The sequence below is a fragment of the Streptomyces sp. NBC_00252 genome (assembly GCF_036187565.1).
In the GTDB taxonomy this organism is placed as follows: Bacteria; Actinomycetota; Actinomycetes; order Streptomycetales; family Streptomycetaceae; genus Streptomyces.
This window is the reverse complement of the sequence record NZ_CP108087.1, coordinates 5361766-5386647: the sequence shown is the minus strand read 5'-3', so window position 1 is coordinate 5386647 and position 24882 is coordinate 5361766. Positions and strand designations below refer to the sequence as shown.

Here is a 24882-nt window from a genome sequence, read left to right as displayed (position 1 = left end):
TGCTTACCCTCTGCTGCCGCAAAGGGTGATGTCAGGACCGCCGTACCGCGAAGATCGTGGTGTCGTCGGCGAGGTGTCCGCCGCCGTGCCGCAGTGTGCCGTCCCGGACGAAGGTGACGAGACGGTCCGGTTCGGTGAGCTGCGGATCGGCCAGCACCCCGTCCCTGACAAGGGACTTGAGCGGATAGAAGACACCGTCCCCGTTCCGCGCCTCCGTCACCCCGTCCGTGACGACGAGGAGCGTCTCGCCGGGCGCGAGCCTGATCCGGAGCGTCGGCGGCGGCCCGTCCATGTGGGCCAACTCGCCCAGCCCGAGCGGGAGTCCGTGCCCGGGCGGCAGGGACCGTACGCCCTGCGGGCCGACCACCAGCGGGGGTTCGTGGCCGAAGTTGACGACCTCGACGATGTCCGGTTCGCCGAGGGGGAAGCCCAGCAGCACGGCGGTGGCGAACCGGTCGACGTCCTCGCCCGCACCCAGCGCCGCGAGATGCAGCCCGTGCCGCTGGATCCGTGTCTCCAGCCGCGCGGCGACACTGGCGAGCTCCGGCTCGTGATAGCCCGCCTCGCGGAACGTGCCGAGCAGCGCCGCCGCGGCCTCCACCGCGCCCAGGCCCTTGCCCTGGACGTCACCGACGAGGGCGCGGGTGCCGTACAGGCCGGGCTGGATGTCGTAGAAGTCGCCGCCGACGCGGGCGAAGGCGTCCGCCGCGAGATAGACGGCCGCGTGGTCGAGGCCGCCCCAGCCCGGCGGCAGCGGGCGCAGCAGGGTGCGGCGGGTGGTCTCGGCGACATCCCGCATGTGCAGCATCCGGCGCTCGCCGCGGACCCGGACCACGCAGGCCAGGACGGCGAGGACACCGCCGACGCCGACGAGGATGAAGTCGGGCAGGCCGGTCTGGTACTGGCGCGGCCATGCGTGGTCGGCGAGCGCGTAGGTGGCGACCCCGAGCACGGCGAACACGGCCGTGCCCCACACCCCGCAGATCGCGGCGGCGATGCCGGGCACGAGCACGATCCAGGAGACGGTCCGGAACTCGCCGCCGGTGTACCAGTCGACCTGGAGGATGGTGATGAGCACCAGCAGCGGCGGTATCCAGGCGACGCTGCGCCCGCGCACCCGCAGCAGATGCTGGCGCCGCAGCGCGTCGGGGTCCCCGGCGCGGGGCAGCCGGTCGAGCGGGGAGCGCCCGGAGTCGCCGTGGCGCCAGGGCCCGAGCCCGCGGCGCACCGGTCCGGTCCCCTGGCCGCTCACGGCGTCAGTACGCGACCGACATCCGGGCGCGCGGGTGGGCGTGCTGTTCGAGCTCGTCGACGAAGGCGACCGCGTAGTCCTCGGCGCTGATGAGGCTGCGGCCCTGGTCGTCGGTCATGAACCGGTCCCCGTCGACGCGGAAGCGGCCGGTGCGGGTGCCCGGGGCGATCTCGGCGGCGGGGGAGACGTACGTCCAGTCGGGGCCGTCGTCGAGGGCGCGGTAGTAGGCGAGGACGGCGCGGTGGGCGTGGGCCTCCGGGAGGTAGGCCTCGGGGAAGCCGGGCTGGTCGCTGAGCGCCTGGCCGGGGGCCACCTCCAGGCCGCCGGCGCCGCCGACCACCATGAGCCGTCCCACACCGGCCGCGCGGACACCCGCCACGAGCGCCTCGTTCAGGGCGAGGAACGGATCGCGCGGATCGCTGCCGTCGCGGGGCGGCACACACGCGGAGGCGACCACGTCGGCGCCGCGCGCCACCTCGGCCACCCGGTCCGGGTCGGTCGCGTCGGCCGCGGTGGCGGTGACCCCGGGGACCGGCGACTGGCCGGAACGGCTCACCGCCAGCACCTGGTGGCCGCGGGCCGAGGCCTCGGTGGCGATCCGGCTGCCGACCATGCCGGTGGCGCCGAAGAGTACGAGCTTCATGCGCCCCAGCGAAACACGGGCCAACCGAGGCCGCACTCCGACTTGCCACCGTCTCCGCCGGGGTGTGCATTGGTAGTACGGGGGAGAGAGAGGAGTGCTCTCATGGCCCAAGCGGCACCCACGCCCGGCGGAATGAGCGGCCCGAACCGTATGACAGGCCCGCGCACCACCGGCCCGCGTGGCTTCACGAGCAATCTGCCCGACATCTTCGACGCCCGCGTCCACCGCGTCGCGAAGATCGCGATCCCGGTCGTCCTCGGGCTCGTCTACGGCTACTGGGCGGCGGCCAACCGTCGCAGCGGCGGCCCCATCACCGGCTGGAACATCCTGTTCGGCTTCGTCACGGCAGTCGCGTTCATCGTGCTGTGTCTGGCGGTCGCTCAGTTCGCCCCGCTGCTGAAGCGGGAACTGCACTCGCTGGTCAAGTCCGGCTTCGCGGGTGCCGCGGTCGGCTTCCTGTACAGCCAGACCGGCGAGAGCGTGCTCCGCTCGGCGGCCATCGGTCTCGCGACCACGGCGGGCGTGTTCCTGGTGTTCTTCTACCGCTACTACACGCGCGAGGACGGAGCGGGCAACCGGGTCCGCTGACCCGCACGGACAGCAACACGTGGCCCCCGGCACCGAGTTGGTGCCGGGGGCCACGCACTGCTCACGATCCCTTCGCTACGACCGCGTCACGGCGACCAGCTCCAGATGCCGCCGCCGGTCGACGAACCGGAGGCGCTCCAGCTCCAGGAGCCCGACGCGTCCGACCCGGAGGCCGAGGTGCTCCACGAGGACGAGCTGTTGTCGTTGTTCCAGTCGGAACTGTTGCTGCTCCAGCCGGAGTTGCCGCCGCCGTCCTTCCAGCCCGGACACGGGTCCGAGCAGGAGGGCACGCCGTGGCCGCCGGTGTCGACGAACGCGGCGCTGGCCCAGGCCTGGGCGCCGACGAGCCAGTACCAGTCGGGGTTGCCGTTCACGCTCTGGCCCCTGACCACGCATTGGACGCGGTCCTGACTGCCGGGTGAGAGCGAGTCGACGACGGGTGAGTGGGTGGTGGGCGATTCCCGCACGTTCAGGTCCGTGCGGGAGACGATGGTGCCCCAGATCGGACTGCCGCCACCGCCACCACCGCCATGTCCTTCGGCGTACGTGGTCGGTGCTGCCGACGCCGTGGTGCCCGCCGCCGCGACGGCGAGGGTGCCACCGGTGAGCAGGGCCGCGGCCAGAGTCCGCAGGGCCGGAGTGGTGCGCATGTTCGGCCTCCTTCTCCCCAGCTCCAGGAAACACCCGTTCGGGTGAGGCCTCCACCGGAGAGCGGACCGCCCAGTTCCGCCAAGGGTTCCGGGGCGTTCCGCGAGCCGGCCCACCCATTCGGTTCGACATTTGACCCATACGCAGTCAAAAAGGGCCGACCCGCTCGCGTACGGCGCCTCCCGGGCCTGTCCTGGGGAGGTGCCCCCACGTCTCCGGAGCGCCCTGTCGGCCGTCCTCGTCGCCCTCTCCTGCCTCCTCACGCCCTTCGGCGTGCTGGCGGCCTGGGCGGCGTACGGCCTGACGGACTCCGGCCGCTACGTCACGACGATGGCGCCGCTCGCCGCCGACCCCGCCGTACGGGACGTGATCGCGGACACCGTCGGCACGGGCATCCTGCGCGAGGTGCGGGTCGGCCGTGCCCGGATCGGCGGGACCAGGGTCGACGGGGTCCGGATGAGCGCGACCCAGGGCGTGATGGCGCCCTTCGTCCACGACGCCATGCACTCCTTCACCAAGACCCGGGCGTTCCGTGTGGCCTGGGACGAGGGCAACCGCGTCACCCACGACGCCGTCCTGCGCGCCCTGGAGGACGAGGGGCGGTCCGGCACGGTCACCGTCGACCTGGCCCCCGTCACCGCCAGCGTCAAACACCAACTCGCCCACGAGAACCTGCCGTTGGCGAACAACATCCCCGTCCGGCACACCGAGGTCGCGGTCCTGCCCGCCGGTGAACTGGGCCCGCTCCGGAAGGAGTTCCACGTGCTCCAGGTCGCCGGTTTCTGGCTTCCCGTGGCCGCCGCCGTCTTCGCCGTCACCGGCATCGCCGTCGCTGTGCGCCGCCGTCGCGCGATCACCGCGACCGCGCTCGGCACGGCCCTCGGCGGCGCCCTGCTCGGCCTCGCCCTCGTCATCGGCCGCCACTTCACCGTCGCCGACCTGCCGGCGGAGGTCACCGAGGCGGCGGGCGGCGCGATCTACGACGCCCTCACCGCAACCCTCCGCACCGTCGCCTGGCTCCTCCTCGGCGTAGGCCTCACGGTCGCCGCCATCGCCTGGCTCACCCGCTACGCCCACCAGGCAAGGGAGTTCGTCCTCCTCCGCCTGCTCCGAGACCGGCAAGCCCCCACCGCAGACCCAGCACAACAGCCAACCCGAGCCCAAGTCTGACCACACTCGAACGGCTCACCCAACACGCCGACCAGGCAAGGGAGTTCGCCCTGCCACGCGTCGCGCGAGAACGGCGAGCGCCCGCAGCACCCGCCGCAGACCGGTAAGTAATCCCACGCCCGCGCGACTCACCCAACACGCCCACCAGACACGGGAGTTCCGCCCGCCCCACCCCCGGCGAGAGCAGCCAGTGTTCGTAGTGCTCGGCGCAGGTCGGGGACCGTGGCTGACGCCAGGCCGAGTCGGACTGCGTTCGGGGATCGGGTCGGGTCGGCGGTGAATGTGGTTCCCGGGGTGACCGCGATGCCGTGGGCCGTGGCGGCGGCCGTGAAGGTGTCGGCCCGCCACGGCGGAGGCAGCTCCCACCACGCGTAGTAGGTGAGCGGATCGGCCCGTACGGTGAAACCCGCCAACTCCTCGGCCACCAGCCGCTGTCGGGCCCCCGCGTCCGCCCGCTTGGCCTCGACCAGCCGCGCCACCGTCCCGTCCGTCATCCACCGCACCCCGGCCTCCAGCGCGAACCGCCCCGCACTCCACCCACCCGACCGGATCGCGCCGGCCACCTCGTCGACCCGCTCCTCCGGTACGACGACGAAGCCGACGGTGAGCCCCGGCGCGACCCGCTTCGAGAGCCCGTCCACGGCATGCACGAGGTCGGGCGCGTGGGCGGCGAGCGGGGCGGGGGAGTCGGGATGGAGGAAGGACCAGATGCGGTCCTCGACGCAAGGCAGTCCCAACTCCCGCACGACATCGGCGATTTCCCGCTTCCGGGACTCACCGGTCGTCACGGAGGTCGGATTGTGGAGCGTCGGCTGGAGGTAGAGCGCGGAGAGGGGCCCGGCCCGATGCGCGGCACGGACCGACTCCGGACGCAGCCCGCCCCCGTCCGCCTCCAGCGCGACCAGGGTGACCCCGAGCCGCCCCGCGATCTCCCTGACCAGTGGATACGTCAGCGGCTCGACCCCGACCCGGCCGCCCGGCCGGACGAGGGAGGCGAGGGTGGCGGCGATGGCCTGACGGGCGTTGCCGGTGAAGAGGATCCGGTCGGAGGCCGGGCGCCAGACGGGGGTCGCGAGCAGGTCGGCCACCGCCTCACGGGCCGCCGCCGTACCGGTCGCCGGCGCCGGACGCAGCGCCTCGGTGAGGACGTCCGGACGGAGAAGCGGCGCGAGCGCGGGCGCCAGCAGCTCCGACTGCCCCGGCGCGGAAGGGTAGTTGAGCTCCAGATTCACCGGCGCCGCCGTCGACGGCTCGACGAGCGCCCGCCCGTACGGCCCCGCCGACGCCGCCGCCCGGACGAACGTGCCGCGCCCGACCTCCCCCACCACCAGCCCCCGGCGCACGAGTTCGGCGTACACCCGCCCCGCCGTGGACCCGGCGATCCCGCGCCGCCGGGCGAACACCCGTTGCGGGGGCAGCTGTTGGCCCGGGCGGAGCCGGCCGGAGGCGATGTCGGCGGTGATGCGGTCGGCGATGCGCCGGTAGTCGTCCACTGGTGGTCCCCGTTCGGTGCTCCCGGCCCGATTGCACCGAGGGCAAAGATTTTATTGCACCGAGGAGTTGAGCGGACCTAGGGTCGGTCACATGCCACCCCTTACGCCCACCGGTACCCCACTTGTCCTCATTCACGGCCACCCCTTCGACCACACCATGTGGACCCCGCAGATCGAGGCGTTCTCCCCCGCCCGCCGGGTCGTCGCCCCCGACCTGCGCGGCTACGGCCGTACACCCACGGCCCCCGCCGTCACCCGGTTCGCCGACTTCGCGGCCGACCTCGAGGCGCTGCTCGACGAGCTGGAGGTCGAGACGTTCGTACTGGCCGGGCTGTCGATGGGCGGGCAGATCGCGATGGACTGCTACGGCCGGTTCGGCGAACGCGTCCGGGGTCTCGTCCTCGCCGACACCTTCCCGGCTGCGGACACCCCGGAAGCCGCCCGCACCCGCCGCGAGACCGCCGACCGCCTCCTCCGCGAGGGCATGCGCGGGTACGCAGACGAGGTGCTGGAGCGGATGGTCGCGCCGTACGCCGACCCGCAGGTCAAGGCGCACGTCCACCGCATGATGACGGACACCGACCCCGGCTCCGCTGCCGCCGCCCTGCGCGCCCGCGCCCAACGCCCCGACTACACGGACCTGTTGACGAAGGTGACCGTCCCGGCCCTGGTCGTCGTCGGCGCCGACGACACCTACACCCCGGTCGCCGACGCGGAGGCGATGCACGCGGCGCTCCCCGACTCCACGCTCCGGGTGATCGAGGGCGCGGCACATCTGCCGAATCTCGAACGCCCCGAGGAGTTCAACGAGATGCTGGGGGAGTTCCTGGTACGCGTGTGACAACCCCGGAACCCATGGATGATCTCGGAACGCGTGGGATGATTCGGACACCTGCTCCCAAGACCGGAAGGTCATCACTTGGGCACCGCGACGACCGACTGGCTCGCCTCCGACTTCGTGCCCGAACGCCACCGAGCGCGCCGCTTCTGGCGCTGGTGCGCCGGGCTGCTGTTCACGGGCGTGAGCGTGGTCGTCGGCTGCCGCACGGCGGACACCGACGGCGTCACCCCGGTCCCCCAACTCCTCGCGTTCCTGCCCTGGTTGCTGGTCCCGACCGGCTTCGGTCTGTTCCTCGCGCTGTTCTCCCGCTGGCGGCTCGGCCTGGTGTGGGGGGTCGCGCTGCTGGGACTACTGGCGTGGTTCATCGAGCCGTACGGGAAGAGCAGTGACCCGAGCGGGCCCGCGATCGCGGAGTTCCGGGTGCTGACGTCGAACGTCGAGTTCGGGCGGGGGACCGGTTCGCTGGTGCCGGTGATCCGGCGGGAACGGCCCGACGTGGTGTTCGTGGAGGAGTGCGAGTACACCTGCCAGGCCACCCTGCGGCGGGACTTCGGCACCGGGTACCCCTACCGGCAGGCGGTCGCGGCGGCCGGTTCGCACGGGTCGGTCATCCTCAGCCGCTTCCCGCTCAAGGGCACGAAGGGCGTCACCGGCACGATGGGCATGCCCGGCGCCGTCGCGGACGTGAGCGGCCACCCCGTGCGGCTCCAACTCGCCCACCCCATGCCGCCGTTGCCCCGCCAGGTCGCCCTGTGGCACCGCGAACTGGGCAGGCTCCGCGCCTTCGCCGCGGCCGACCCCACCACCCCCACCGTCCTCGCCGGGGACTTCAACTCCTCCCAGGACCACGCGGCCTTCCGCCGCATCCTGGACACCGGTCTGCGCGACGGCGCCCGCATGGCCGGCCACGACCGCACACCGAGCTGGCCCGAGCGCTGGGCCCCCACCTTCGGCACCCAGATCGACCACGTCCTGCTGTCCCCGGACTTCTCCACGAACAGCGCCCGCTTCCTCGACCTCGCCCACACCGACCACCGCGCGCTGCTGGTCGACATCACCCTTCACCAGCACGAATAAGCGGAGAGGCCGCCCATAATGGGCGCATGTCCCGCGAGTTCCCCATCGGCCTCACACCCCCCGACTGGCTGGTGAGGAACCTCCAACCCCAGCAGGCCCCCCTCAACCGGCCGGCCGTCGCCCGCGCCGCCGTCGCGATGGCCCTCCCCCTGGCCATCGGCCTGGCCGTCGGACAACCCGCCTACGGCGCCCTCGCCTCCATGGGCGCCCTCTCCGGCGTCATCGGCGACACCGCCGACGCGTACCGGATGCGCATCCTCAACATCGCGATCCCCCAGCTCTTCGGCGCGATCGGCGTCACCCTCGGCTCGGCGGCCTACGGCCACGGCTGGTGGGCGGTGGCCGCGCTCACCGGCATCGCGCTGGTCTCCGGGATGATCTCGACGATCGGCGCGGTGGCCTCCGTATCGGGACTGCTGCTGCTCCTCAACTCGGTGATCGGCGCGGGCCTCCCGCTCCCCGGCGCCTGGTGGGTGGCCCCCGCCCTGATGTCCGGCGGCGGCCTCCTCGTCCTCCTCCTCGCCCTGCTGGCCTGGCCCCTGCGCTCCGGAATCCCGGAACGGGCGGCGGTCGCCAACACCTACCGCACGGTCGCCGACCTCCTCGCGACCTGCGGCGACGACCCCACGGCCGGATACGACGCGGCCCGCCAGGCCGTCACCCAGTCCCTGAACCAGTCGTACGACCTCGTCCTCGCCCGGCGCGCCCGCCACCACGGCAGCAGCCCCGACCTCACCCGCCTGCTGGCCCAGTTGAACGCCATCACCCCGGTGGTCGAGGCCGCCCCCGCCGTCCACCAGTCCGGCCGGCCGCTCCCCCCGCAGATCCGCGACACGGTCCGCCACCTCGCCCACGCCGTGGAGACCGGCTACACCGGCCCGATAGGCCTCGACCTGCCCACCCCCACCGGCGAGAGCACCCGCGCGGTCGACCACGCCCTGCGCCACGCGGCCGAGGTGGTGACGGCCCCGGACGTGGACCCGCGAGGCATCGACGACCGCCTCGGCCGCCCGGCCGCCCTCCGCATCCGCGCCACCCGGGCCGCCCGCAACGTCCTGCTGTCCTCCGGCTCCTGGCGCTACGGCCTCCGCCTCGCCGTCTGCATCGGCCTCGCCCAGATCCTCGTCTCCACGGTCCCCGTGGCCCGCTCCTACTGGGTCGCCCTGACCATCACCTTCGTCATGAAGCCCGACTTCGGCTCGGTCTTCTCCCGGGCCCTGCTGCGCGCCCTCGGCACGGTGGTGGGCCTGGTCATCGCGGCGGCGGTCCTGTCCGCGGTCCCGCGCGGCTGGTGGGACGTCCTGGTCCTGCTCCTCCTGGCCCCCCTGATCCCCGCCCTGACCCCCCGGGGCTACGGCTACCAGACGGCCGCGATCACCCCGGTGATCCTCCTCCTCTCCGACGTCCTCAACCACCAGGGCACGGCCCTCCTCCTCCCCCGCCTGATCGACTCCCTGATCGGCTGCGGCATCGCGCTGATCGCGGGCTACCTCCTCTGGCCGGAGAGCTGGCACACGCGAGTGGGGGACCGACTGGCGGAGGCGGTGGCGGACACGGCGAGGTATGTGGAGGCGGCGTTCGGCACGGCGGGAGGTGTTGTGGGGGAGGGTGCCGTCGGGTCGGCGGAGGGTGTCGTCGGATCGGCGGAGGGTGCGGTCGGATCGGCGGAGGGTGCAGTCGGGTCGGCGGAGGTGGATCCGGCGGCCCGCGCGCGGATGCGGCGGCGCCTCTACCGCGACCTCTCCGTCATCCGTACGGAGTTCCAGCGCGCCCTGACCGAACCCCCGCCCACCGGCCGCCTCGCCGCGGGCTGGCTGCCGCTGGTCGTCGCCGTGGAGCGGATCGTCGACGCGACGACGGCGGCGAGGGTACGGGTGAAACACGGGGCGCCCGAGCCGTCACCGGCCGAGGTGACCCAAGTGGCCCGTCAGCTGAGGGAGTTGGCGGAGGGCGTGCGCGAGTCGGAGGTGCTGGTGGAGGTCCGTACGGAGCTGACGGGTCCGGCGGAGAGTGTGCTGGAGCCGCTGCGGCAGGAGGTGGCGGCGGCACGGGCGATCGCTTCGCCGCACTGAGGTCAGGGGAGGGGAGGTCGGGGACCGGGCGGCCTATTCGGGATCGGCCAACTCGGTCTTGGACAGGTCGAGTTCGGGCAGGCCGAAGAAGTCCGAGATCACCCGCACCTGGCGTTCCTCGTCGTCGCCCAGGTCGATCTCCGCGTCCGGCCCGATCAGCCCGGCCGCCGTGAGGGCGGGCGCCAGGAGTCCGGGTTCGGCACCGAAGCCGTAGGACGGGCTCTCAAATCTGATCCCGCTGACGAGGCGTCCGTCGCGGTAGTACGCGAACTCGGGTCCGTGCACCTTGGCGATGCACGGCTCGGTGACGAAGACGGCCAGTTCACCGCCGCTGGCCCGGGACACCCGCTCATAGTCGTCAGGGTCGTAGTAGTCGTCGTCGTCGTTCCAGCCGAACATGTCGTGCATGACGAGCCCCCACGTGGTGCCCTTGGCGTAGGCGAGGGGGAGGAGTCGTTCGGCGAGGAGCGCGCGGGTCAGCGCGTCCAGGGAAGTCCCCCGGAAGAAGACGACGTTGATCTCCTCGTGGCCTTCGAGCGGGCGGTGTATCCAGTGCTGCTTGTAGGGCGAGGGCCTTCCGGTGTACGTCATGGAAGGCACCGTAGAGGCCGCCACTGACACTCCGTTGGACAGCCGGCCTGAGGGGCGGGGGCACGTGGGAGGGCCGGCGTTCGGGATGAACGGCGGGTGAACGGGGCGGCGGGCGGACATTCGGCCGCGGAGGTGAACACGCCGGTGAACGGGTGAGCGAAGTGGCCGTTGAAACGGGGGGTGTTGACGGCGGGCGTCCCACGCGCCCCGACCCTGCCTAAGATCGCCGTCTGAGGCCGCTAACCTTACGTGTCCGTCCTGGCCAGGGATTGACGGGCTTCAACTCACGCGAAGGGTTGCGCACATGGGCATTCTCACTCTCCTGCGGAACGCATTCGGCAGGTCACGCAAGGAGCGTGCCGCCGAAGCAGAGGGTGCGGAACGCACTCCTTCGCACGAGCCACCGACGACCACGGAACCGGACGCCAAGGTCCCGTCCCCGTCCCCCGAACCCGACCTCACGTCGACGCCGACCCCCTCACCTGCGGCAACGGTCCCGGAACCCCGGCCGTCCTCCGCGCTGGAGGACGACGACGAACACGACCTCGTGGCCGCGGCCTTCGACAACGTGACCGTCCCGAAGCCGGCGACGTCCGTCGAGGGGGCGGAGGGTAGCGGGCTTGTCGACGAGCCGGTGACTGAAGTTACCGAGCCGGCCGCCGAGACTGCCGAGCCGGAGGCTGTGGCTGAGCCGGAGGCTGTGGCTGAGCCGGTGACTGAGGCCGAGGCTGAGGTGGCGCCGGTTGTTGAGGCGGAGCCGGTTGCCGAGGCCGTTGCGGAGCCGGTTGCCGAGCCTGCGGCTGAGGTGATGCCGGAGGCTGAGGCGGAGCCGGTTGCCGAGGCTGCGCCGGTCGTTGAGACCGTTGCGGAGACTGAGCCGGAGCCGGTTGCGGAGGTCGCGGCGGAACCGGAGGTCGAGGTTGCGCCGGTCGCGGAGGCCGAGCACGAGGTGGCGCCGGTCGCCGAGACCGTTGCGGAGGCCGAGCCTGCGGTTGAGGTGACGCCCGAGCCGGTCGCTGAGCCCGAGCCCGAGGTGGCGCCCGAGCCGGTCGGCGAGACCGAGCCCGCGGTGGCGCCCGAGCCCGCCGCGGAGCCCGAGGCCGAGGTGGCGCCGGTCGCTGAGGCGGAGCCGGAGGCCGCGAGTGAGCCGGAGACTGTCCGCGGCGAGGCTCCCGAGCCCGTGGCGGAGCCCGTCGTAGAGCCCGTCGTGGAACCCGTCGTCGAGCCGTCCCCCGTGCTCGCGCCCGTCGCGGCAGCCGGCGCGGGCGCGGCCGCCGACGGTGGGTCCGCCCCGCAGGGGCCACTCGCACCCGACGACGAGACCGTCACGGGCGGTGCGGGTGGGGAGACGTTCGAGGCCGAGGGCGTAGCCGAGGCCGGGGGGCTGGATTCCGCCGCCGCCGCTCTCGCCAAGGCGAACCTCACCGGTACCCAGGCAAAGCTCTACCTCGTCCTGGACCGCTCCTCGAGCATGCGCCCGTACTACAAGGACGGTTCCGCCCAAGCCCTCGCCGACCAGACCCTCGCCCTGGCGACCCACCTGGACCCGGACCCCACCCCCACCGTCCACGTCGTCTTCTTCTCCACCGAGGTCGACGGCACGACAGACCTCACCCCCACCTCCCCCGAGAACGCGATCGACAAGGCCCACGCCGGCCTCGGCCGCATGGGCCGCACCAGCTACCACGCCGCCGTAGAAGCCGTACTCAGGCACTACGACCAGAACGCCACCCCCGGCACCCCCGCCCTCGTCGTCTTCCAGACGGACGGCGCCCCGGACGCGAAGACTCCGGCCACCCTGTCCCTCACGGACGCGGCCAAGTCCCACGCCTCGGTGTTCTTCTCGTTCGTCGCGTTCGGTGACCACGACAACAAGGCCTTCGACTACCTCCGCAAGCTGAAGACCGACAACACGGCCTTCTTCCACGCGGGCCCGACCCCCCTGGAGCTCACGGACGCGGAGCTCTACGACGGCGTACTGATCGACTGGCGCCCGTAACACCCGTAAGCACGACGCAGTACCCGCAGGCCCCGTGCCGCCCGCTTCTCACCCCGTAAAACGGGAGGCGGGCGGCACACCCGTGTCGGCTACGATTTCAAGGTTCGCCAGCACGACCAGAAGCCACACCGACAGACCGACCTGGGAGCAGCCCCCGATGGCTCGACACCTCATCACCAGCGCCCTTCCGTACATCAACGGAATCAAGCACCTGGGCAACATGGTGGGGTCCATGCTCCCGGCGGACGTGTACTCCCGCTACCTCCGCCAGCGCGGCCACGACGTGCTGTACATCTGCGCGACGGACGAGCACGGCACCCCGGCGGAACTGGCCGCGAAGGAGCAGGGCCTCCCCGTGGCGGAGTTCTGCGCGCAGGCGCACGACGCGCAGAAGGCGGTCTACGACGGCTTCGCGCTGGCCTTCGACTACTTCGGCCGCAGCTCCTCCCCGCAGAACCGCGAGATCACCCAGCACTTCGCCCGCCGCCTGAACGAGAACGGCTTCATCGAAGAGCGCGCGATCCGCCAGGTGTACTCGCCCACGGACGGCCGTTTCCTCCCGGACCGCTATGTCGAGGGCACCTGCCCGCACTGCGGCTACGACAAGGCCCGCGGCGACCAGTGCGAGAACTGCACCCGCGTCCTGGACCCGACCGACCTGATCAACCCGCGCTCGGCGATCTCCGGCTCGACCGACCTGGAGGTGCGGGAGACCAAGCACCTCTTCCTCCTCCAGTCGAAGCTCCAGCACGAGGTCGAGGAGTGGGTCGCGGCCCACGAGGAGGAGTGGCCGCAGCTGGCGTCCTCGATCGCCCGCAAGTGGCTCACCGAGGGCCTGCACGACCGCGCGATCACCCGCGACCTGGACTGGGGCGTCCCGGTCCCCGCCGACACCTGGCCGGAGCTGGCGGCGGAGGGCAAGGTCTTCTACGTCTGGTTCGACGCCCCGATCGAGTACATCGGCGCGACGAAGGAGTGGTCGGACGCGGCGCCCGCAGGTGAGACGCGGGACTGGAAGTCCTGGTGGTACGAGAGCGACGCGACCGTCCGCTACACGGAGTTCATGGCGAAGGACAACGTCCCGTTCCACACGGTGATGTTCCCGGCCACGGAGCTCGGCATCCGCGAGCCCTGGAAGAAGGTCGACTACGTCAAGGCCTTCAACTGGCTGACGTACTACGGCGGCAAGTTCTCCACGTCCCAGAAGCGCGGTGTCTTCACCGACCAGGCCCTGGACATCCTCCCGGCGGACTACTGGCGCTACTTCCTCATCGCCAACGCCCCCGAGTCCGACGACTCGTCGTTCACCTGGGAGCACTTCACCGCCACGGTGAACAAGGACCTGGCGGACACCCTCGGCAACTTCGTCAACCGCGTCCTGTCCTTCTCGAAGAAGCGCTTCGGCGAGGAGGTCCCGGCGGGCGCGGACGCGGGCGAGGCGGAGACGAAGCTCGGCGAACAGATCGCGGAGCTCCTCGCCGAGTACGAGAACCAGATGGAGGCGCTCCAGTTCCGCAAGGCGGCGGCGGCCCTCCGCGCCCTGTGGTCGGCGGGCAACTCCTACCTGGAGGAGAAGGCCCCCTGGCTGGAGATCAAGACCGACCCGGAGGCCGCGGCCCTCACGCTGCGCACCGCGATGAACCTGATCCACCTCTACGCGGTCGTCTCGGAACCCTTCATCCCGACCTCTTCGGCGGCGATGCGCCAGGCGTTCGCCCTCAAGGACGACACCGCGACCTGGGTCTCGCCGGACGAGGCGAAGTCCCTGACCGCCGTCCCCGCAGGCACCCCCTTCATCGTCCCGCCGGTCCTCTTCGCCAAGCTCACGGACGAGGACCTGGAGACGTACAAGGAGCGCTTCGGCGGCGACCAGGGCTGACCCGACGGCGTACCGAACAGGGATGACCCGATGACGTACTACGTCACCACCCCCATCTACTACGTCAACGACGCCCCGCACCTCGGCCACGCCTACACCACCGTGGCCGCGGACGTCCTCGCCCGCTGGCACCGCCGGCGCGGCGAGGACGTCTGGTTCCTCACGGGCACGGACGAGCACGGCCAGAAGATCCTGCGCACCGCGGAGGCGAACGGCGTGCCCCCGCAGGAGTGGGCGGACCGCCTGGTCGAGGAGTCCTGGAAGCCGCTCTGGTCCCATCTCGCCATCTCGAACGACGACTTCATCCGTACGACGGAGCGCCGGCACACGGACCGCGTCCAGGAGTTCGTGCAGGACCTGCACGACAAGGGCGAGATCTACAAGGGCGGTTACGAAGGTCCGTACTGCGTGTACTGCGAGGAGTACAAACTCCCCGGCGAACTGGTCGCGGCCGAGGACGGCACCCCGCTGTGCGCCATCCACCGCCGCCCGGTGGAACTCCTCAAGGAGGAGAACTACTTCTTCCGGCTGAGCGAGTACGGCGACCGTCTCCTCGCCCACTACGACGCCCACCCCGACTTCATCCAGCCCCCCTCCGCCCGCAACGAGGTCGTGAACTTCGTCCGGCAGGGCCTCCAGGACCTCTCGATCTCCCGCTCGACCTTCGACTGGGGCGTCAAGGTCCCCTGGGACGACACGCACGTGATCTACGTCTGGGTCGACGCGCTGCTCAACTACGCGACCGCCGTGGGCTACAACGAGAACCCGGAGAAGTTCGGGGCGACCTTTCCCGCCGACGTCCACCTCGTCGGCAAGGACATCCTCCGCTTCCACGCGGTGATCTGGCCGGCGATGCTGATGGCCAACGGCCTGCCGCTGCCCGGCCGTGTCGCCGCCAACGGCTGGCTGCTGGTCGGCGGCGAGAAGATGTCCAAGTCGAACCTGACCGGCATCAGCCCGGACACTCTGACCGCGCACTTCGGCGTCGACGCCTACCGCTGGTACTTCCTCCGCGCGATCGCCTTCGGCCAGGACGGTTCCTTCTCCAGGGAGGACTTCACCGCCCGCTACACCAGCGAACTCGCCAACGGCTACGGCAACTTGGCGTCCCGGGTGACCGCGATGACCGTCCGGTACTTCGACGGCGTCCTGCCCGCGCCGGGGGAGGAGACCGAGCCCGAGCGGTCCCTCAAGTCGGCACTTGTCAGGGCGACTTCGGAGGCCGACCACCGTATCGGCGACCAACTCGACTTCCAGGGCGGCATCCTGGCCGTCTTCGACTTCATCCGCCAGGTCAACGGCTATCTGACCGACCAGGAACCCTGGAAGACCGCCAAGTCCGACTCCCCCGAGGCCCGCGCCCGCCTGGCCACCGTCCTCTACACCGCCGCCGACTCCCTCCGCGCGATCGCCGTCCTCCTGGAACCGGTCATGCCGGAGACGTCGGGCCGCCTGTGGGACTCCCTCGGCGCCTCGGCCTCCCTCGGCCCGCTGCGCGACCAGCGGATCGGGCAGGCCTCGGAGTGGCGTCAACTCCCGGCCGGCTCGCCGGTGTCGAAGGGCGCGGCGCTCTTCCCGCGCCTGGACGACCGTACGGAATGATTCCTGACCGACCCCGTCGCATACAGCTCGACGCGAACCCGTAGGGTTCCGCCATGGCAGTCCCCGAGGTCATCCCGATCGCCTACGAGCCGAACCAACGCAGCGGTGCCGTCGGCCGCTACGCGGACGGCCAGTTCCTGGCGTCGGTCACCTACGCGTTTCCCCAAGGCTTCCGTCCCGACGACGGCTGGGAAGAGCAGAAACGTCTTTACACGGTGCTCCACACCTTCGACACCGCGGGCCGGTACCGCGACTCGGAGATCTGGTGCGCCGGCACGTGGGCGCAGCAGCAGAGCGCCCCGGACGGCGACGGTTCGGTCCTCTCGCAGGCCCGTATCCACCTGGCGAAACTGCTCCGCGCCCTCCCCCGCCGCAGCTACACCGACATCGCGATCCGGCCCTTCCAACGCACCGTCGACGGCGTCCTGTTCGGCCTCCTGATCGAGGAGGACGAGGAGGGCAGCTGGGCGGAGCTGTACCCGGACCGGCACTGTTTCGGCCCGCCGTGGGACGGCACGTACGACACCTGACCCCGGACACACCGGCCCGGTGCCGAACCGACCGGTGTTCGCCGGTGCCGCCCCATGCCCGCTAGGACAGGACGCCGGCGCCGGTAGTGGTCGCGAGTTCCGTCGGCAGGTTCTTCGCCGACGTCTCCAGACCGGCGGTGAGGGCCGGCGTCCAGTTCACGGTCGTCCTCAGCTTCTTGGAGTGGGCGGCGTTGTAGACGGCGACGAGGTCGGTGGCGGTGCCGTTGACGAGGTTGCCGCCACCGGCGATCGACCCGGTGCCGTCCCCGCTGAACAGCTTGCTTGTCTTCTGACTCGCGGGAATCCTCCAGTAGTTGTCCTCGGCGACGACCTGCGCCTTGGCGCGGGAGTTGACGCTGTACTGGAGGACGTAGCCGTTGAGGTCGGTGGTGTCGTAGAAGTTGTTGTAGATGTGGATCTGCCCGATCCGGGCCAGCGGAGCGCGCTGCACGATCCCCTTCCACACGTTGTGGTGGATGGAGACGCGCAGCTTGCCGACGCTGTCCGTGTCGCTGGCGCCGATGAGCATCGTCTTGTCGTGGTTGGTGAACTGGTTGCGCTCGACGGTCACCAGGTCCGAGCCCTTGGTGATGTCGAGGTCGCCGTCATGGATCTGGTACTGCCGCCCGTAGTACGTCGGGTCGGCGGAGTCGAGCCCCGGCGCGTCGGTGAACGTGTTGTGGTCGGCCCAGACGTGCGTGGCCCCGCGCAGGGTGACGGCGTCGTACTGCGAGTTCCAGTTGCCGCTGTCCCCGTCCGTCGGGTCCCACTGCGGGAAGCAGTCCTGGGTGGCGGCGAAGGTCAGGTTCCGCACGATGACGTTGTCCACGCCCTGGATCTGCAGCATGCCGCCGGTGATCCCGGCGTGCGTACCGGGCACGCCCACGACGGTCGTGTTGGCCGGCACCCGGAAGACGACGTTCTTCCCCTGCCTGGCCTGCGCGGCGGCCCGCGCGGTCTCCTGCGTCCCCGATGGCAGCTTGGAGGTGCCGTACGTGGCCGGATCGAAGGCCTTGAGGTAGGCGGCCAACGAATACCCGGTCCCGGCCGAGTAGTCGGCGCAGCTCAGCTTCTTCCCGGAGTCATCGGTGTTGGCGTCGATCGTCCCCGTGACCTTGACGATCCGCGGCGCGGTGTCACCGCCGGACCCCAACGCCTTCACGAGCTGGGCACGGGTGGCGACAGAGAAGGTATGCGCGGCATCGGCCTTCGCCCCACCGGTCGTCCCGACCCCGGACGACGCCCACCCGTCCTTCGCGGCAAGGGTCTGGTGAGAGAGACCGACGGACGTACCGGCCGCGTTGGCATTCAGCACAAGAAACCCGGCACCGATACCCGCGACAGCCGCGGCGGCGGTGACGACGAGAGTGCGACGCTTGCGAACTGACCGGCGATGGGAGGGCGTTGCCACGGGGGAGTCCTTAACTGCTGTGTGCGGTGAGGGGGTTACGACTCCTCAGTGGCCGTGGAGATCGAGAAGGTTGCCGCCGACCCGTGAATTTCTCCGCCAACGCGGTGATGGGCCCGTCAGCGATTGGGTCGGGGAGCGGAACACCGCCGGTTGATCACCACGCGCAGAACATCCCGGAGTTGGGCCTCCGACGACCCTCCGTCCTGGCGCCCCTTGCGTCTACGCCGCTGAGTCCGCGAGTGCCGGGCGGTTCTCCAGTGCCGCTCGTGCCGTGGCGACATGTGCGAGCCCCTCCTTCGCTGCCCGGGTCGCCTCCGCGTATTCCGCTGGCGTGTGGGCCTCGGAGAGGCGGGTGGTGGCGGTGCGGTGGCATTCCGCGGCGGCGGTGAGGGCTCGGGTGGCTGGTTCGCCGGCGTCGGACCAGAGGTGGGCCTCGGGGGCCGAGAGGCTTGCGCCGAGGCGGAGTACCCAGCCGCTGGCTTCGACCTCGGCGTCCAGGTCGGAGACGTCGGACCGGTTCCGGGACCGGTGCGAGCGGCGCTGCGCGGCGACGGCGAACGCCGCCCCGGCGATCAACAGCAGTGCGAGCACGACGTATCCCATCGCTACCTCCAGGCCTCACATGGCACGGGCCGGGCGGTTCCGGCCCCGTACGTCCATGACACGCCCTGCCTCTGTGCAGGCACATCGATATTCCTGTGTGTCCGCTGCGAGGTTTCCATGGTGGGGGCGGGAGGGGGCGTACGGGGCCTTCGTTCCGTCAGGCCGCCGAGGGTGACGGTGACGTCGACGGGGATGTGGTCGGGCCGCCGGGGCCTCCCGGTCCCCCGCCGTCCGAGCCGTCGTGCGTCTCGTCGGGCGCCACCCCGAGCGTCAGGCGCGCGCGTACGCCCCGGCCGATCCGGCGTCTGTCGTACTGGAGGTAGAGCAGGCCGCCCGCGTGGCCGTTCTGGGGGTAGATGCCGTCCTCGGCGAGGGTCGTGCGGGTCGTGGTGTTGGAGACGTACGGTTCGAGGACCGACGTCGCGAGGACCGACTTCTCGTCGAAGAAGAGCTGGCCCGTGTGGCAGGTGTGGCCGCCCTCGTAGCCCGCGTCGGTCCAGGTGCCGTCGACGTGGACCTTGACGTGGATGTGGACGCAGCGGCCCTGGTACCAGCCGGGGAAGACCGTCCTGAAGGTGACGTGGCCGTGGCGGTCGGTGTGCCAGGTGCCGCGCAGGAAGCGGTCGTCGTCGGTGGGTTCCTGGTGGCCTCCGCCACCGCCGGGCGGGCCGTCCGTGGGGGTGCCGGTCGGGGTGCCGGACGGCGGCGGGCCCGTGGGGGCCGGGCCACCGCCGCCGCCCGCCTCGTAGCCGGAGTAGACGCCGGTCGCGTTGCAGTGCCAGATGTCGACGGCCGCGTTGCGCAGCGGCCTGCACGTGTCGGCGTCGATCACCGTGAGGTCCAGGGCGAGCGGGATGCCCTCCTGGTCCTCCGTGACGTCGCGGCGGAGCTTGTCCGCGTCGATGTAGTACGGGCCCTCGACCAGCTCCGAGGTGAGCTGGTAGCAGGTGTCCGCCGTCGGGCTCGCGGCCGCCAGGCCGGCCTCCTGCGCGGAGGCGTTCGCCGACAGCACGCCGCCCACGCCCACCGCCGTCACCGCCGCGCCTCCGGCCACCAGGACCGTACGGCGCGTCAACTTCCCCTTGTCCTCGGGGAGTTCAGAATCCATGGGGGGTACTCGGGAATCCGTCATGCCGGGGACGCTAGGGGCAGCCAACATGACATGAACATGAGAATGCGCTGTGAATGCTGTGGGCATACGAAAGGGGCTCGAAACCGTCGTCGGTTTCGAGCCCCCTCGCCTGCCTGGTGGTGCTACTTCGGCTGCGGCTTCCGCACCGACAGGTGCAGCTCGCGCAGGCGCGTCTCGTCCAGCTCCGTCGGCGCGCCCATCATCAGGTCCTGCGCGTTGCCGTTGAGCGGGAACGCGATCGTCTCGCGGATGTTCGGCTCCTCCGCGAGCAGCATGACGATGCGGTCGACGCCGGGGGCGATCCCCCCGTGCGGCGGGGCGCCGAAGCGGAACGCGCGCAGCATGCCGGCGAACTGCTCCTCGACGGTGTCACGGTCGTAGCCCGCGATCTCGAAGGCCTTGAGCATGATGTCGGGCTCGTGGTTCCGGATCGCGCCGGAGGACAGCTCCACGCCGTTGCAGACGATGTCGTACTGCCAGCCCAGGATGTCCAGCGGGTCCTGGGTCTCCAGGGCCTCCAGACCGCCCTGCGGCATCGAGAACGGGTTGTGCGAGAAGTCGATCTTCCCGGTCTCCTCGTCCTTCTCGTACATCGGGAAGTCGACGATCCAGCAGAAGCGGAAGACACCTTCCTCGAAGTGACCCGCGCGCTTGGCGGCCTCGACGCGGACCGCGCCCATGATCTTCGAGACCTCTTCGAACTCGCCCGCGCCGAAGAACACCGCGTGGCCGGGGGCCAGCGACAGGCGCTTGGTCAGCTCGGCGATGTTCTCCTCGGTGAGGAACTTCGCGATCGGGCCCGTCAGCGAGCCGTCCTCGGTCACGCGGACCCAGGCCAGGCCCTTCGCGCCGAGGGTGACCGCGAAGTCGCCGAGCTGGTCGAAGAACTTGCGGGGCTGCGCCGAGACGTCCGGCACCGGCAGCGCACGCACGTGCTTGCCGGCGAAGGCCTTGAACTCCGAGCCCTCGAACACGTCGGTGATGTCGGTGAGTTCGAGCTTGGCGCGCAGGTCCGGCTTGTCGGAGCCGTACTTCAGCATCGACTCGCGGAACGGGATGCGCGGGAACGGCGAGGTGACCTCCTGGCCGCCGCCGAACTCCGTGAACAGCTCCGTCATCAGCTTCTCGATGGGCTGGAAGACGTCTTCCTGCTCCACGAAGCTCATCTCGACGTCGAGCTGGTAGAACTCGCCCGGCGAGCGGTCCGCGCGGGCGTCCTCGTCGCGGAAGCAGGGCGCGATCTGGAAGTAGCGGTCGAAGCCGGAGATCATCAGCAGCTGCTTGAACTGCTGCGGCGCCTGCGGAAGGGCGTAGAACTTGCCCGGGTTCAGACGGGACGGGACCACGAAGTCGCGCGCGCCCTCGGGGGAGGTCGCGGACAGGATCGGGGTGGCCATCTCGTTGAAGCCGAGGGCGACCATCTTCGAGCGGATCGAGGCGATCACGGAGGACCGCAGCATGATGTTGCGGTGCATGCGCTCGCGGCGCAGGTCCAGGAAGCGGTACTCCAGGCGCCGCTCCTCGTTGACCCCGTCCTCGGTGTTGATCGTGAAGGGCAGCGGGGCGGCGGCACCGAGCAGCTCGACCTCGCCGACCTCGACCTCGATCTCACCGGTCGGCAGATCCGGGTTCACGTTGTCCGTGCCGCGGGAGACGACCTTGCCGTCGACGCGGACCGTCGACTCCTTGGTCACCTTGTCGAGAGCCTCGTACGCGGGCGTGCCGGGGCGGGCGACGAGCTGCGTGATGCCGTAGTGATCGCGCAGATCGATGAAGAGGATGCCGCCCAGGTCTCGGCGATTGTGCAGCCAGCCGCTCAGCCGGACGTCGGTGCCGACGTCAGAGGCGCGGAGCTCGCCGCAGGTGTGGGACCTGTACCGATGCATCGTCGTTCATCCAGCCTTCGCGGATCGGGGAGTGTTTCACGTGAAACGTCCGGGGCCGGAGCCCGGACGTCCCAAGGGTACCGGCCACCCATTGATCGCCTCCCCACCATTAACGCAAGGCTCCCTCGGTGGCAGGTTTCGATCCCGTCTTCTTACAGTGGGGCAATGCGCACTGGTGAGCCCCTGCCCGCCGTGGGGGAGGTACTCGCCGCCCTCGCGACCGGCCTGTGGCACTGGGACACCGCCTCGGACCTGGTCACGGTGGACGCCGAGGCCGCACGGCTGCTCGGGCTGCCCCCCGAACAGACCACCCTCACGGAGGCCCAGACCCGGGCCCGACTCCACCCCGTGGACTGGAACGAGATCACGGGGGTCGTCGGGCTGGCCGTCGCCGAGGGCACCCTCGCCGAGGTCCGCATCCGGATCATGGACGAGCGGGGCCGGATCATCCGCGTCGTCCGCAGCCGCTCCAAACCGTCGTACAACCCCGAGAAACGGTCGTACGAGCTGATCGGCACCCTCCAGGAGGTCGCCGAGCCCACTCCGGGCACCCCGGCCGGACGGACGGCCGTCACCGGTGACTGGCGGCGCTCGCGCGAGGCGTTCCTGCTGGACGCGGGCCGGGCGCTCGCGGAGGCGCGGTCCACGGCGGAGGTGCTGCGGGTCGCGGCGGGCCTGTCGATGCCGGGCTTCTCACCGGACGGGCTCGCCGTGTTCGGCGTATCGGGCGACCGCCTGACGATAGTCGGCCACCACGGGCACCAGCCGGGCGACGAGGACCCGTTCTCGCACATGTCGATGGTGACGGACTACCCGGCCGCCGAGGTCGTCCGGACGGGCCGTGCCGTCTATCTGTCCACGCCCGAGCAGTACAAGGAGCGCTATCCGGTCACCTGGCCGCTCGCCCAGCACTTCCACCGGCAGTCCTGGGCGTTCCTGCCGCTGACCGTGGCCGGGCGGACCATGGGCGCCTGGATGGCCGCCTTCACCTACCCGGTCGCCTTCACGCCCGACGAGCGGTCCGTCCTCACCACGGTCGCCCGCATGCTCGCCCAGGCCCTCTCCCGCGCCGGCGTCGCCGAGTCCGAACGCGAGCTGACCGACGGCCTCCAGCGCTCGATGCTGCCCACGCTGGGCCCGGAGATCCCCGGCATGAGCGTCGCCGCCCGCTACATCCCGACCGGCGGCGGCCTCCAGGTCGGCGGCGACTGGTACGACATGATCCCGCTGCCCGGGGGCCCCTCCGGGGGAGGCCGTATCGCCCTCGTCATCGGTGACGTACAGGGCCACGACGTGCGCGCCGCCGGACTGATGGGCCAGCTCCGCATCGCCCTGCGCGCCTACGCCTCCGAAGGCCACCGCCCCGACGCGGTGCTATCCCGCGCCTCCCGCTTCCTGCACGGCATCACCAACGGCGACGCCGAGAAGGCCGACCCGCGCTTCGCGACCTGCCTCTACGTCGAGGCCGACCCGGCGACCGGGGTCCTGGAGATCGCCCGCGCCGGCCACCCCGACCCGGCCATACGCATGGCCGACGGCACGGTGCTGACCCGGCCCACCGCCGGTGGACTGCCGCTCGGCATCGACCCGGACGCCGACTACCCGACGACCACCCTCGCCCTGGAGCCCGGCGAGACCATGCTGATCTGCACCGACGGCCTGATCGAGACCGGCGGCCACGACCTCGACACCGGCTGGCAGCGCATCCGGGCGATCCTGGAGGAGCACAAGGGCGACCTGGAGGAACTCGCCGACGCGCTCGTCCAGGCCGTCCACGGACCCTCCTCGCACCACACCACCGGCCCGCTCGCCGACCGCCGCGAGGACGACATCGCCGTACTCCTGCTGGCCCGGGAGGGCGAGACCTGCGGCTGCGGCGACACCGTCACCGTGCCGCCGAGGATCCGCCGTACGGTCCTCACGGTCGCGCAGGCCGAGCCCGAGCGGATCGCGGTGGCCCGCCAGCAGCTGCGGGAACTCCTCCACGACTGGACCGGCGCCGACCAGGTCGACTCGGCGGTGCTGCTCGTCTCCGAGATGCTCACCAACGTCCTCGTGCACACCGACGCCGACGCCCTGCTGACCGTCGAGGTGACCGGCGAGGTGGGCGAGCGGCGGCTGCGGGTCGAGGTCACCGACGCCGGCGACGACCTCCCGCACAAGCGGCACCCCGGTGAACTGGCGTCCTCCGGGCGCGGGTTGCTCCTCATCGAACTCCTCGCCGACACCTGGGGCGTCGACCCGAGGGGCGAGGGCAAAAGCATCTGGTTCGAGCTCTACGAGTCCGACGGCTCGGGCGACGGCGCGGTCGCCGGTGACATCGCGGAGTTCGGTTCCTGGGACGCGTAACGCTCCCGCAGTTCGTGCACGACCCCGAAGGCGGCGGCGGTCAGCGGCACCGCGAGCAGCATCCCGAGGATCCCGGCGACGGACGCGCCCGCGGTGATCGCGACCATCACGACCGCCGGGTGCATCTGCACGGTCCGGCTCTGGATCATCGGCTGGAGCACGTGCCCCTCAAGCACTTGCACGGCCAGGACGACCCCGAGCGCCCACAGCGCGATCACGAAACCCCGGTCGGCGAGCGCGACCAGCACCGCGACCGCGCCCGAGAGGAACGCGCCGAGGTAGGGGATGTAGGCGCCCACGAAGACGAGCGCGGCCAGGCCGAACGCGCCCGGCACGTCCAGGATCAGCAGTCCGACGCCGATGCAGAAGGCGTCGATGAGGGCGATGACGGTGGTGCCCCGCATGAAGCCCTCGACGCCCTCGAAGGCACGGCGGGCCATGGCCTCGACGACATCGGCGGTGCCGCGCGGCGCGAGCGAGCGCAGGAGTCCGGCGGCGCCGTCGGAGTCCCGGAGGAAGAAGAAGACGAGCAGCAGCGCCAGGACGGCCATCGCGAGGGTCTCGCCGACGACACTGACTCCGCTGATGACGTTCGAGGCGGCCGTACCGCCGAACTTGGTCAGCAACTCCTTGGCGTTGGACGCGAGATCGCCCACCGACGTGCCCGCCGCCCCGAAGTGGTCGGCGAGGGAGTTCCCCGCGTCCTTCAGTGAAGCCACGATCTGGTCGCCGGTGTCGATCAGCGCGGCGACCACGATGTACACGGCCCCGCCGACCACCGCGACCACCGCGACACACGTGATCATCGCGGCCACCGACCGGTTCACGTGCGCCTTCACCAGCCGCCGGTACAGCGGCCCGAGCAGCGCCGTGCCCAGCAGCGCCAGCAGCACGGGCGTCACCGCGGTCTTCAGCTCGGAGCAGAGCCGGATCCCGACGTAGCCGACCCCCGCGACGAGCAGGATGACGGCGCACCAGGCGGCGAGCCGTCGTACGGGATCGGGGAGGAGCTGCACACACCCACCCGATCACGCGCCGGGCGGCCGGGCGCCCGGGACGGGCCGCCCGGGTGACGGCGGGCCGGGACGGGCGGCGTGGCGTGTCCGGGGGCCTGCG

The 24882-nt window shown here is 71.3% G+C and carries 20 protein-coding genes; 10 read left to right on the top strand and 10 right to left on the bottom strand.

Going from position 1 to position 24882, the window contains the following annotated elements; translation table 11 throughout:
* Window positions 1-31 precede the first annotated feature (31 nt).
* Window positions 32-1252 carry a PP2C family protein-serine/threonine phosphatase gene (locus OHT77_RS23595; protein WP_328830484.1) on the bottom strand — a complete coding sequence of 407 codons (1221 nt, stop codon included), beginning with the start codon at window positions 1250-1252 and terminating at the stop codon, window positions 32-34.
* Between the two features lie 4 nt (window positions 1253-1256).
* The gene (locus OHT77_RS23590) at window positions 1257-1895 is read right to left on the bottom strand and encodes an NAD(P)-dependent oxidoreductase (RefSeq protein ID WP_328830483.1); all 639 of its coding nucleotides are present in this window, start codon (window positions 1893-1895) and stop codon (window positions 1257-1259) included.
* 102 nt (window positions 1896-1997) lie between these two features.
* Between OHT77_RS23590 and OHT77_RS23585 the strand changes: the two genes are divergently transcribed.
* A complete protein-coding gene (locus tag OHT77_RS23585) occupies window positions 1998-2483 on the top strand; it encodes a hypothetical protein (protein WP_328830482.1) in 486 nt (161 codons plus the stop codon).
* 86 nt (window positions 2484-2569) lie between these two features.
* On the opposite strand, the gene OHT77_RS23580 is transcribed toward OHT77_RS23585, so the two are convergent.
* Complete coding sequence (locus OHT77_RS23580) at window positions 2570-3133, bottom strand: SH3 domain-containing protein (protein WP_328830481.1); 564 nt, start codon at window positions 3131-3133, stop codon at window positions 2570-2572.
* Window positions 3134-3332: 199 nt separating this feature from the next.
* Here OHT77_RS23580 and OHT77_RS23575 point away from each other — a divergent pair, with 199 nt between their 5' ends.
* Window positions 3333-4301 carry a hypothetical protein gene (locus OHT77_RS23575; protein ID WP_328830480.1) on the top strand — a complete coding sequence of 323 codons (969 nt, stop codon included), beginning with the start codon at window positions 3333-3335 and terminating at the stop codon, window positions 4299-4301.
* Between the two features lie 128 nt (window positions 4302-4429).
* On the opposite strand, the gene OHT77_RS23570 is transcribed toward OHT77_RS23575, so the two are convergent.
* Entirely contained in the window at window positions 4430-5794 is a 1365-nt protein-coding gene (locus OHT77_RS23570) for an aminotransferase-like domain-containing protein (protein ID WP_328830479.1), read from the bottom strand.
* A 91-nt stretch (window positions 5795-5885) separates the two neighbouring features.
* Here OHT77_RS23570 and OHT77_RS23565 point away from each other — a divergent pair, with 91 nt between their 5' ends.
* The 3 genes from OHT77_RS23565 (at window position 5886) to OHT77_RS23555 (ending at window position 9784) form a co-directional block, all read left to right on the top strand.
* Window positions 5886-6635 carry an alpha/beta fold hydrolase gene (locus tag OHT77_RS23565; protein WP_328830478.1) on the top strand — a complete coding sequence of 250 codons (750 nt, stop codon included), beginning with the start codon at window positions 5886-5888 and terminating at the stop codon, window positions 6633-6635.
* Between the two features lie 78 nt (window positions 6636-6713).
* Window positions 6714-7712, top strand: coding sequence for an endonuclease/exonuclease/phosphatase family protein (locus tag OHT77_RS23560; protein WP_328830477.1), 999 nt, complete (start codon window positions 6714-6716; stop codon window positions 7710-7712).
* Window positions 7713-7738: 26 nt separating this feature from the next.
* Complete coding sequence (locus OHT77_RS23555) at window positions 7739-9784, top strand: FUSC family protein (RefSeq protein WP_328830476.1); 2046 nt, start codon at window positions 7739-7741, stop codon at window positions 9782-9784.
* Between the two features lie 33 nt (window positions 9785-9817).
* Here OHT77_RS23555 and OHT77_RS23550 read toward each other — a convergent pair whose 3' ends face one another.
* Window positions 9818-10375 carry a hypothetical protein gene (locus OHT77_RS23550; RefSeq protein WP_328830475.1) on the bottom strand — a complete coding sequence of 186 codons (558 nt, stop codon included), beginning with the start codon at window positions 10373-10375 and terminating at the stop codon, window positions 9818-9820.
* Between the two features lie 304 nt (window positions 10376-10679).
* On the opposite strand from OHT77_RS23550, the gene OHT77_RS23545 reads away from it, so the two are divergent.
* From OHT77_RS23545 to OHT77_RS23530, 4 genes are all read left to right on the top strand, one after another.
* Window positions 10680-12374: a VWA domain-containing protein gene (locus OHT77_RS23545; RefSeq protein ID WP_328830474.1), complete on the top strand. Its 1695-nt coding sequence runs from the start codon at window positions 10680-10682 to the stop codon at window positions 12372-12374.
* Window positions 12375-12531: 157 nt separating this feature from the next.
* Window positions 12532-14253 carry a methionine--tRNA ligase gene (metG, locus tag OHT77_RS23540; RefSeq protein WP_328830473.1) on the top strand — a complete coding sequence of 574 codons (1722 nt, stop codon included), beginning with the start codon at window positions 12532-12534 and terminating at the stop codon, window positions 14251-14253.
* Between the two features lie 30 nt (window positions 14254-14283).
* The gene (gene metG, locus OHT77_RS23535) at window positions 14284-15855 is read left to right on the top strand and encodes a methionine--tRNA ligase (protein WP_328830472.1); all 1572 of its coding nucleotides are present in this window, start codon (window positions 14284-14286) and stop codon (window positions 15853-15855) included.
* A 53-nt stretch (window positions 15856-15908) separates the two neighbouring features.
* Entirely contained in the window at window positions 15909-16385 is a 477-nt protein-coding gene (locus OHT77_RS23530; protein WP_328830471.1) for a hypothetical protein, read from the top strand.
* Between the two features lie 61 nt (window positions 16386-16446).
* On the opposite strand, the gene OHT77_RS23525 is transcribed toward OHT77_RS23530, so the two are convergent.
* The 4 genes from OHT77_RS23525 to aspS form a co-directional block, all read right to left on the bottom strand.
* On the bottom strand, window positions 16447-17796 hold the full coding sequence (locus tag OHT77_RS23525; RefSeq protein WP_328830470.1) for a pectate lyase family protein: 1350 nt from the start codon (window positions 17794-17796) through the stop codon (window positions 16447-16449).
* 219 nt (window positions 17797-18015) lie between these two features.
* On the bottom strand, window positions 18016-18399 hold the full coding sequence (locus OHT77_RS23520; RefSeq protein ID WP_328830469.1) for a hypothetical protein: 384 nt from the start codon (window positions 18397-18399) through the stop codon (window positions 18016-18018).
* A gap of 157 nt (window positions 18400-18556) precedes the next feature.
* Entirely contained in the window at window positions 18557-19531 is a 975-nt protein-coding gene (locus tag OHT77_RS23515; RefSeq protein WP_328830468.1) for an intradiol ring-cleavage dioxygenase, read from the bottom strand.
* Window positions 19532-19653: 122 nt separating this feature from the next.
* The gene (gene aspS, locus OHT77_RS23510) at window positions 19654-21417 is read right to left on the bottom strand and encodes an aspartate--tRNA ligase (protein WP_266770304.1); all 1764 of its coding nucleotides are present in this window, start codon (window positions 21415-21417) and stop codon (window positions 19654-19656) included.
* Window positions 21418-21582: 165 nt separating this feature from the next.
* Here aspS and OHT77_RS23505 point away from each other — a divergent pair, with 165 nt between their 5' ends.
* A complete protein-coding gene (locus OHT77_RS23505) occupies window positions 21583-23766 on the top strand; it encodes a SpoIIE family protein phosphatase (protein WP_328830467.1) in 2184 nt (727 codons plus the stop codon).
* Here the strand turns inward: OHT77_RS23505 and OHT77_RS23500 are convergent.
* Window positions 23694-24782: an AI-2E family transporter gene (locus OHT77_RS23500; protein WP_328830466.1), complete on the bottom strand. Its 1089-nt coding sequence runs from the start codon at window positions 24780-24782 to the stop codon at window positions 23694-23696. The genes OHT77_RS23505 and OHT77_RS23500 overlap by 73 nt on opposite strands.
* Window positions 24783-24882: the final 100 nt, after the last annotated feature.